Annotated in this window: 7 protein-coding genes and 1 pseudogene; all 8 read right to left on the bottom strand. The window is 60.0% G+C overall.

The window, feature by feature from the left end; genetic code table 11:
• A pseudogene (locus BX592_RS33320) lies at window positions 1-191 on the bottom strand (hypothetical protein); the annotation flags it as partial.
• 94 nt (window positions 192-285) lie between these two features.
• Window positions 286-2,484, bottom strand: coding sequence for a cytochrome c biogenesis protein ResB (locus tag BX592_RS33315; protein ID WP_166676527.1), 2,199 nt, complete (start codon window positions 2,482-2,484; stop codon window positions 286-288).
• An 82-nt stretch (window positions 2,485-2,566) separates the two neighbouring features.
• Complete coding sequence (locus tag BX592_RS33310; protein WP_134197591.1) at window positions 2,567-3,379, bottom strand: c-type cytochrome; 813 nt, start codon at window positions 3,377-3,379, stop codon at window positions 2,567-2,569.
• Entirely contained in the window at window positions 3,372-5,006 is a 1,635-nt protein-coding gene (locus tag BX592_RS33305; protein WP_134197590.1) for a b(o/a)3-type cytochrome-c oxidase subunit 1, read from the bottom strand. The genes BX592_RS33310 and BX592_RS33305 overlap by 8 nt, the downstream gene beginning before the upstream one ends.
• Window positions 4,996-5,565 (bottom strand): cupredoxin domain-containing protein, encoded by a 570-nt coding sequence (locus BX592_RS33300; protein ID WP_134197589.1) that lies wholly within the window; start codon window positions 5,563-5,565, stop codon window positions 4,996-4,998. The genes BX592_RS33305 and BX592_RS33300 overlap by 11 nt, the downstream gene beginning before the upstream one ends.
• Window positions 5,562-5,795: a hypothetical protein gene (locus BX592_RS34120; protein WP_166676526.1), complete on the bottom strand. Its 234-nt coding sequence runs from the start codon at window positions 5,793-5,795 to the stop codon at window positions 5,562-5,564. The genes BX592_RS33300 and BX592_RS34120 overlap by 4 nt, the downstream gene beginning before the upstream one ends.
• A gap of 29 nt (window positions 5,796-5,824) precedes the next feature.
• Window positions 5,825-6,439: a cytochrome P460 family protein gene (locus BX592_RS33295; protein ID WP_134197588.1), complete on the bottom strand. Its 615-nt coding sequence runs from the start codon at window positions 6,437-6,439 to the stop codon at window positions 5,825-5,827.
• 507 nt (window positions 6,440-6,946) lie between these two features.
• Window positions 6,947-7,026 (bottom strand): coproporphyrinogen III oxidase (locus BX592_RS34985; RefSeq protein WP_166676387.1); only part of this gene is annotated, 80 nt, incomplete at its 5' end.

Below are 7,026 nucleotides of genomic sequence, written 5' to 3'. Positions count from 1 at the left end.
CCGAGCACGACAAACACCGGCACGGCGCAAACCAGCACCAGCTTGTCGTAGTAGTTCATGAACGGGTGGTAGCGCGTCAGCGCAAACCCCGCGCCCGCCACCAGTGCGAGTGCGAATAGCCAGTCGAATGGCGTGGAGCGTGTCAGACGCGATTCGGCCGCGCGGCGCAGCCAATGGTTGTGTGGCTGCATGCGCTCGGTCCGCGAGACACGCGGCGCTGAAACGGAACGGCTCATGATTGAGTCCTCGTCGGTTACGTGAAGCGATTGAATCGTCGGGTAAGGGCTAAGGCCCACGGGATTGGCGACCACCGTCCGCCGGACCATGCCTCTCGAGCTGCTCTAAACCGGCTCCATCCAGGTGCTCGTCAACGAGTCCGCCCAGACGTTCGAATTCGTGCGTGACGTCGAGCGTACCGCGCATGGAAGACATCGCGACCAGCACGTGCGTACCTTGTTCGGTCTTCCGTACGAGGAACCATAAGCGGCGCTCGCGTACATAGAACATCGCAAAGATACCGGCAACCAGCATCACGCTGCCGACAATGACGATGGGCTCGCCTGGCGCGCGGGTCACTTGCAGTATCGACGCCTGAACCTGGCGGAAGGTGTTGAGCTGATAGAGAACGGGCGCGCCATAAAATGTGCTGTCCGACAGCGCGTCGACGGCCAGCGCGACAAACGCATCATCATTTTCCGCATGTTCGCGCATCGGCAAACCGCTTCGCGCGCGCGACAATTGCCACAAGTCCCAGGTTACACCTCGAAGCGTGCGCAAAACGGAGACCGCCGCTTCGCGCCGCTCGTGCGGTGTAGTCGTCGCGTCAATGTACGCGGCGACAGCGCGGTATCCGCCACCGCCCGGTTGCGACGTTGAATCGTTCTTCGCCTGAGCGCCGCCCGCGAACCGGCCCAGCAGATCCTGTACATGTCTTTCCAGTTCGTCGCGTTCGTGCGGCGGTGAATCCGGCAAGGTTCGCTGCGCAAAGCGCTGCGCGGCTTGCGCTCGCATCGCCGGCAACGAGAGCGCGGCGCGCAACGCTACCCATTGACGAACCGTACCCTCGTCGTCAGCCGGAATACGGATATATTTGAATGGTTCGCTTTCCTCGGTGCGCACGCCGGCGAGAAAGACGCGTGCGCCATCGCTATCCATTGGCAGCATGAAGTTTCTGAACTCCCGCGCCTGGCCGGCGCGGTCGCGCACCTTGTACTGAATCGACGGGCCGATGTTCCGCTTGTCGACCGGCCTGTTTGATTTCGCACCCGAACCGAGCAATGCGCCCATCGTGTGCAACAGTGCATGCGTACGCGTATCAGACGACGCATCGGCGTTGTCTTTACCGTCGATATCTTCGACGTTGATCGCGCGGAAGTCGGTGAACTCGACCGACCGGCCACTATCACCTGCTATCCGCGAATCGATCCGGTCGCTGCCGCCCACCACACCGACAGCTGCGTAACCTTGGGCATCCGGGCCCAGCATCGGCCACGCAGTCAGATTGAGTACCGAACCGCCATCCTGATAGCCGGATTGATAGATTGTCACCCCGTCGTGGGTAAACGGCCGATTCACCGACACCGTCGCGTGCACCGGCTTGCCGCCGTCGTGATCAGTCAGGACGATGTCGCTCAAAAAGCCCTTCGGCATACCCGTGGAGTAATAGTCGACCCTGAAGCGTTCGAGTTGAATCGAAAAAGGCAACGCCTGAAGCAGCGACTCCCCTTGCTGAAATAATGTCGCCGATTCGACCTGTTTGCCTTCGGCAACCCATGCGTAACCGCGATACGCCGGATTCCATGCCGCAAGCCGATGCGACTCAGCATCGCCGCTCTCGATCGCATCGGATGGCGTCCAGGTCTTATGAAGCACCCAGCGTTGCATGGCCACCGGCAGTTCGCTATCGAGAAGACCGCCGAGGCAGATCACGATGACGCCGATATGCGATGACAGATAGCCTAGCCGGCTCCATGTGCCGCGCTTTGCGGCAATCAGCGTCGAGTCAGCGCAAACCTCGCGGGCGACGAACCGGTAGCCGAGTTTGCCGCACATGTTCTTGATCTGAGCCACCACCTGGTACGGCGCACCTGCTACGGTGAGCTCGCGGTGAAGCCTGTGCGCGCGCAATCCTCGCTCGTGCACGCGGTCTTTCCATGACCGCATGTCGGCAAGAATCTTCCGACCGTTTCTCCATACGCACAACGTGATAGAAACAATCAGAAAGGCGAGGATAAGAACGAACCACCATGCGTCGTAGACGTCAAAAATGCCCAATCCCCGAAACACGTCGGCCCAGAACGGACCGAATTCGTTCACGTAGTTCGGATACGGGTCACCTTGCTCGACCACGGTGCCGATCGTGCTGGCAATCGCCAGCACGACGAGCAACGCAATGGCAAAGCGCATGGAGCCGCCAAGTTCGAGCACGCGGCGCATCGCCGGCTTGCCCAACCTCGCCTTTTCATTGGCGGTTACAAAGCCCATTTTTCCCTCACACCGCAGTTTCGCCGGATCGTTCGATCCGCTGGGTCGCGTAGTCGCATCGGGCGCGCCGCACGAGCCTCGATCATTTTCCGGTTGCCTCGGGCTGCGCACCCGCACTCGCGAAAAAGCGCGCGGCGGCGCTGATTTCCGCATCCGTCATATTGCGCACGATGTTGCGCATCTGTGCATCGATATCGTTGTGGCGCTCGCCGTTTGCAAAGGCCGTCAACTGCGTGTGCAGATAGGACTCGCTCATGCCCTGCAGTAACGGCGCGGCCGCCTTGTGGCCAACGCCCCCGTGGCAAGTTGCACACGCCACGACGTTTCTCACCGGCGCGCCATGTGCGACGATCGGCGGTGCGGCGTGCTCGACCCCGTAACGGCGCGGTGCGGAGGCCTTTCTCGAGCCGAAGAACATAGCGATATCGCGCGCTTCGCGCTCGGTGAGGCTCGCTGCGATCGTCGTCATGATCACGTTGGTTCGCGCGCCCGATTTGAAGTCGAGCAGTTGCTTGTAGAGGAACGCCGCATCTTGCGCCGCGAGATCGGGCGCCACCGCCAGGCTAGCGTTGTGACAACCCGAGCACCGCCACACGAGCGCGCCGCCGCGGGCCGCCGCTTCGCTATCCGCAGCGCGCAACAACTGCGGCGTCACCGTGACCGTGCTTCTGGTCTCGCCCGGCACCGACACGCCGCTGCTTTGTGTGAACCATTGGCGCGGCACGCCGGCCGCGCTGCAGATCGCGTTCCAGATACCTTGAAACTGCGGGTCACGCTGCGCGGACGGCAACCAGACAAAGCCGATCAGTGCCGACACGACCAGGATCGCGAGCATGCCGCCCGCGGCTGCGACCGACCAGCGGTTATGCAGCGAAAAGATACGCTCGCTATCCATGGCCGCGTTCCTGCGTGACCGGAATCGCCGGCACCGAGGTACCGGCGCGCGTGAGCAGCGACACGACGGGGTATCCATAGTTGAACACGGTCAGCCCGATCATCAACGCGAGCCACAGGCGAAAACCGTTCAATGCGCCCGGCAATGCTTCGCTTTGATGGACCGCGACGCTGAAGCGGTAGCTGGCCGATTCGACGCGCGGGGATCGATGTCCGCGCAACAGAATCGCCACAAACAATACAGCCGATGCGAGTACGACGAGCGCACCCACGACCGAGATGATCACGGGCACAGCCTGTGCGGCAATTTCGCCGTTCGTATAGTCGTAGTAGGCCATACGCCGCGGCATGCCTTGGATACCGGTGAGATGCCACGGAAGTGTGAGCACGAGCATCCCGATGAACCATAGCCACAATTGCACACGCATCAGCTTGAAGTCTCTCATCGCACGGCCGGTAAGATGGGGCCACAGGTCGTACGCGATCGCGAAGTACATGATGACCACGGCGCCCGCGAAGATCAGGTGAAAGTGCCCGGTTACCCACTGGGTATTGTGGATCGTCGAATCAAGCTGGTAGCTCATGTTGATGAGACCGCCGGCGCCTCCAAAGCCCAGCATGATGAACGAGAAGCAGACTGCCAGCATCATCGGGTTGTCCCACGGCAGGGCCTTGAGCCATCGCAGCTTGCCGGTTCCGCCGCGCATGCGCGCCGCGATTTCGACCGATGCGCAGATCGTAAATACCGTCAGCAACGTCGGAATCGCGACGAGCGCGGTAAACACCGAATGCATGAACTTGAAACCCGATCCCACTTGAGGGTCGGCGAACAGGTGATGAATACCGATCGGCATCGACACGACCAGAAACAGCACGAACGCGATTCGCGCCATCGAATCGCTATAGAGTCGGCCACCGATCGCACGCGGGATAATCGTGTAATACGCGATGTAGGCGGGCATCAGCCAGAAGTAGACGATCGCGTGCAAGGTCCACGAAAAGAAGACGCGCGCGAGTCCTGCATCAACGGTGGATTTGAATCCCAGCGCCACGGGAAGGACCTGGAAAATCAGTTCGATCGCGGCGCCGACCGCCGTCCAGCCCCATAGATACGCGCTCGCGACGCTCGCGAACATCGCGAGCGGAACCGGCTCGCCGCGATGCGCGCGTTTCCACACAAACAGGTTGATCGACATCAGTGCGACCCAGATCCACGAGCCGACGACGATTAGCACGACGCCTACGTAATAGAGCGCGCTGCCGATCAGCGGCGGGTAGAACGTGTAGAGCACCGAAGCCGTTCCGATCGCGATCGCAGTCACTGCCATGACGAGACCCGCGAACACCATCGTGAAGCCCGCCCACGCCCACCGCACACCGACGAGCGTCATCCCTAGTGAAAGCTCGGTAATTGCATAGCCGAAACCCATCGCCACTAATGTCGGAAACACATAGCCCATCGTCGTGCCGTGCGCGGTCACCGATCGGTAGTAGAGGTCCGGATCGTTGAGCCATGGATGCAAAGGACTGCGTGCATACATCTGCCACGCCCCGAGCACGAGCGCGACGGCGAAACTCGCGAACGCAAGCCAGAAATGAGCTAGCACGAGTCGTCGGTTAGCGGGCACAGTTCAACCTCCGTCCGCCGCTTCGGCGCTCGAGCTCGTCAAAAGCCTGCTTGTCGATTACCTTGACGTGCGCCCACATACCTTGATGGCCGGTTCCACAGAATTCGTGGCATGGCATCAGATGCTCGGCGGGCTGTTTGAACGTCGTGTGAAACGTGGACACGTAGCCGGGTTCTATCATCGAATTGATATTGGTTCCTGTAATCAGCATGCCGTGAATCGCGTCGGCGCTGGTTGCGCGAAACGTGACCGGCACGTTCGCCGGTACGAGGATGCATTGAGGCGTGAACGAGTATTGCTGTGCAACGATACGTACCGTGACCGATCCGTCCGGCTCCGATACGCTGCCCAGATTGCTTTCGATGAATTCGCCGCTCCTGTTCAGCGTCTCGGGCTGAACCGTTTCGACGCGTGAAGGCGGCATCATCGCCTGGTGCAAGCCGGTAAACACCACGATAGCCACCAGCACGAGCACAATCGCGCTCATCAGCAATGCCCATTTCCGTTCAATGCGTGCGATGACGCTCCCCACATCGGGCTGCTTTTCGGGCGTACTCATTGAATGACACCGCGCGGCAAAAACACGAGGAAGTAAAAGGCAAACCAAAGCGCGAAGACGATCGCCGTTGCTATCCCGGCAAGTACGATCGCCCCCGATGGCCCGGCGCGTACGATGCTTTCGATATCGGTCTGGTGCTCGTCGCTAACAATCATGTTGCTTTTAGTTCGGTCAATGAGGATAGCTTCGGTCAGATGGTGTGGCCGCACAGAAGAACCCGCCGGGTTCATATGTGCGGCCCGTCGAGTTACTCGTGGGGTTAAGGGGTCTTCGTATCGTCGTCGAGCAGACGGTAAAACTGCGTCCACACCTCATCTTTTTTCGCGCTCGCGAGGTGGCAATACGCGCACTCGCTCTTAGGCTTGACCGATGCCGTTAACGCCTTTGGCTCATGATGGTTGAAATTGAAATAGCCCCAGCCGCCTGTTTCCGGAAACCGTTTCGAGTCTTTGACCGTCACGTCGGCACCATTGAACGCGCCCGGAAAGTAACCCCGGCCGGACGGTTCGGTTCGCGAGCCATCGGGAAACTGACCTTCCTTTGTCAACTGAAGCTCCTTGAAGAAGATGGTGCCTTCGGGAAATGTCCCAGTCTTCTTGTAGATCGCGTAGGAGCCAGGCTCGATATAGACGTTGTGGTACTCCGGAAAATTCGCCTTGCCGCCATTGAGTGCATTCGGGGTAAGCGGCGAGCCGACATACACCCATTCGTGGAAGTTCTTCGGAAGCTTCAGATCGCCTGAAGCGGTGTACTCGGGCAAGTAACGCGCCGGCTCCCCCTTGCTTCCCGTTGTCGCGGATTGCGCGAGCGCCGGCAGGGGCGACAGGGTCAGCAAAACCGCTGCTACAGCAATGGAATTAGCGATCCTTAACATACACGTCCTCTTTTAAAAAATTCGAAGAACCACGTGGAGCTTAATTACCGGACTCCACTCTCTTTTGGGAGGATGAAGCTACATCAACCCACAGCCGGATTTAACTCTACGCTGCTAGCGAGTTCAACTAGAACGATGTATGTCGTTTGATACACACGTATATCGACCATCTCAGGCGACTACATTAACGATGGCGAAACCGGCGGCGACCGGTCTACGTTCACCTATGTGAACGATGGTCTGATGCGAAGGCAACCTCGTGACACGTGTTCAATGCGCGCTCGACCTTGCGCCTGCGTCCGTCGAGGCGATGAGATGAGAATTATGGAAAGGCCTCGCAGCCGCCCGAAGGGATGGGCGCCGGGGCCTACAACAGAGATGCGCCACGCGCGATCAGTACTGTTCAGAAACGATAACGGCGCATTTGCGCGTTCGTGTTCACGCGAGGACCGTAGCGAATTTCACCAACACGCGGGCCGCGGACCTCACGCGCGCCATCGGTTTCATTCAGACCCATTCGCGCGGCACGAGGAAGTCGGTTTGCAGCCGCGCTTCGGGCGTGCCCGGCTCCGGCTGCCAGTCATAGC

The sequence above is a fragment of the Paraburkholderia rhizosphaerae genome (assembly GCF_004366595.1).
GTDB lineage: Bacteria > Pseudomonadota > Gammaproteobacteria > Burkholderiales > Burkholderiaceae > Paraburkholderia > Paraburkholderia rhizosphaerae.
The sequence above is the reverse complement of the archived record's forward strand: the minus strand, read 5'-3'. Positions and strand labels throughout refer to the sequence as shown.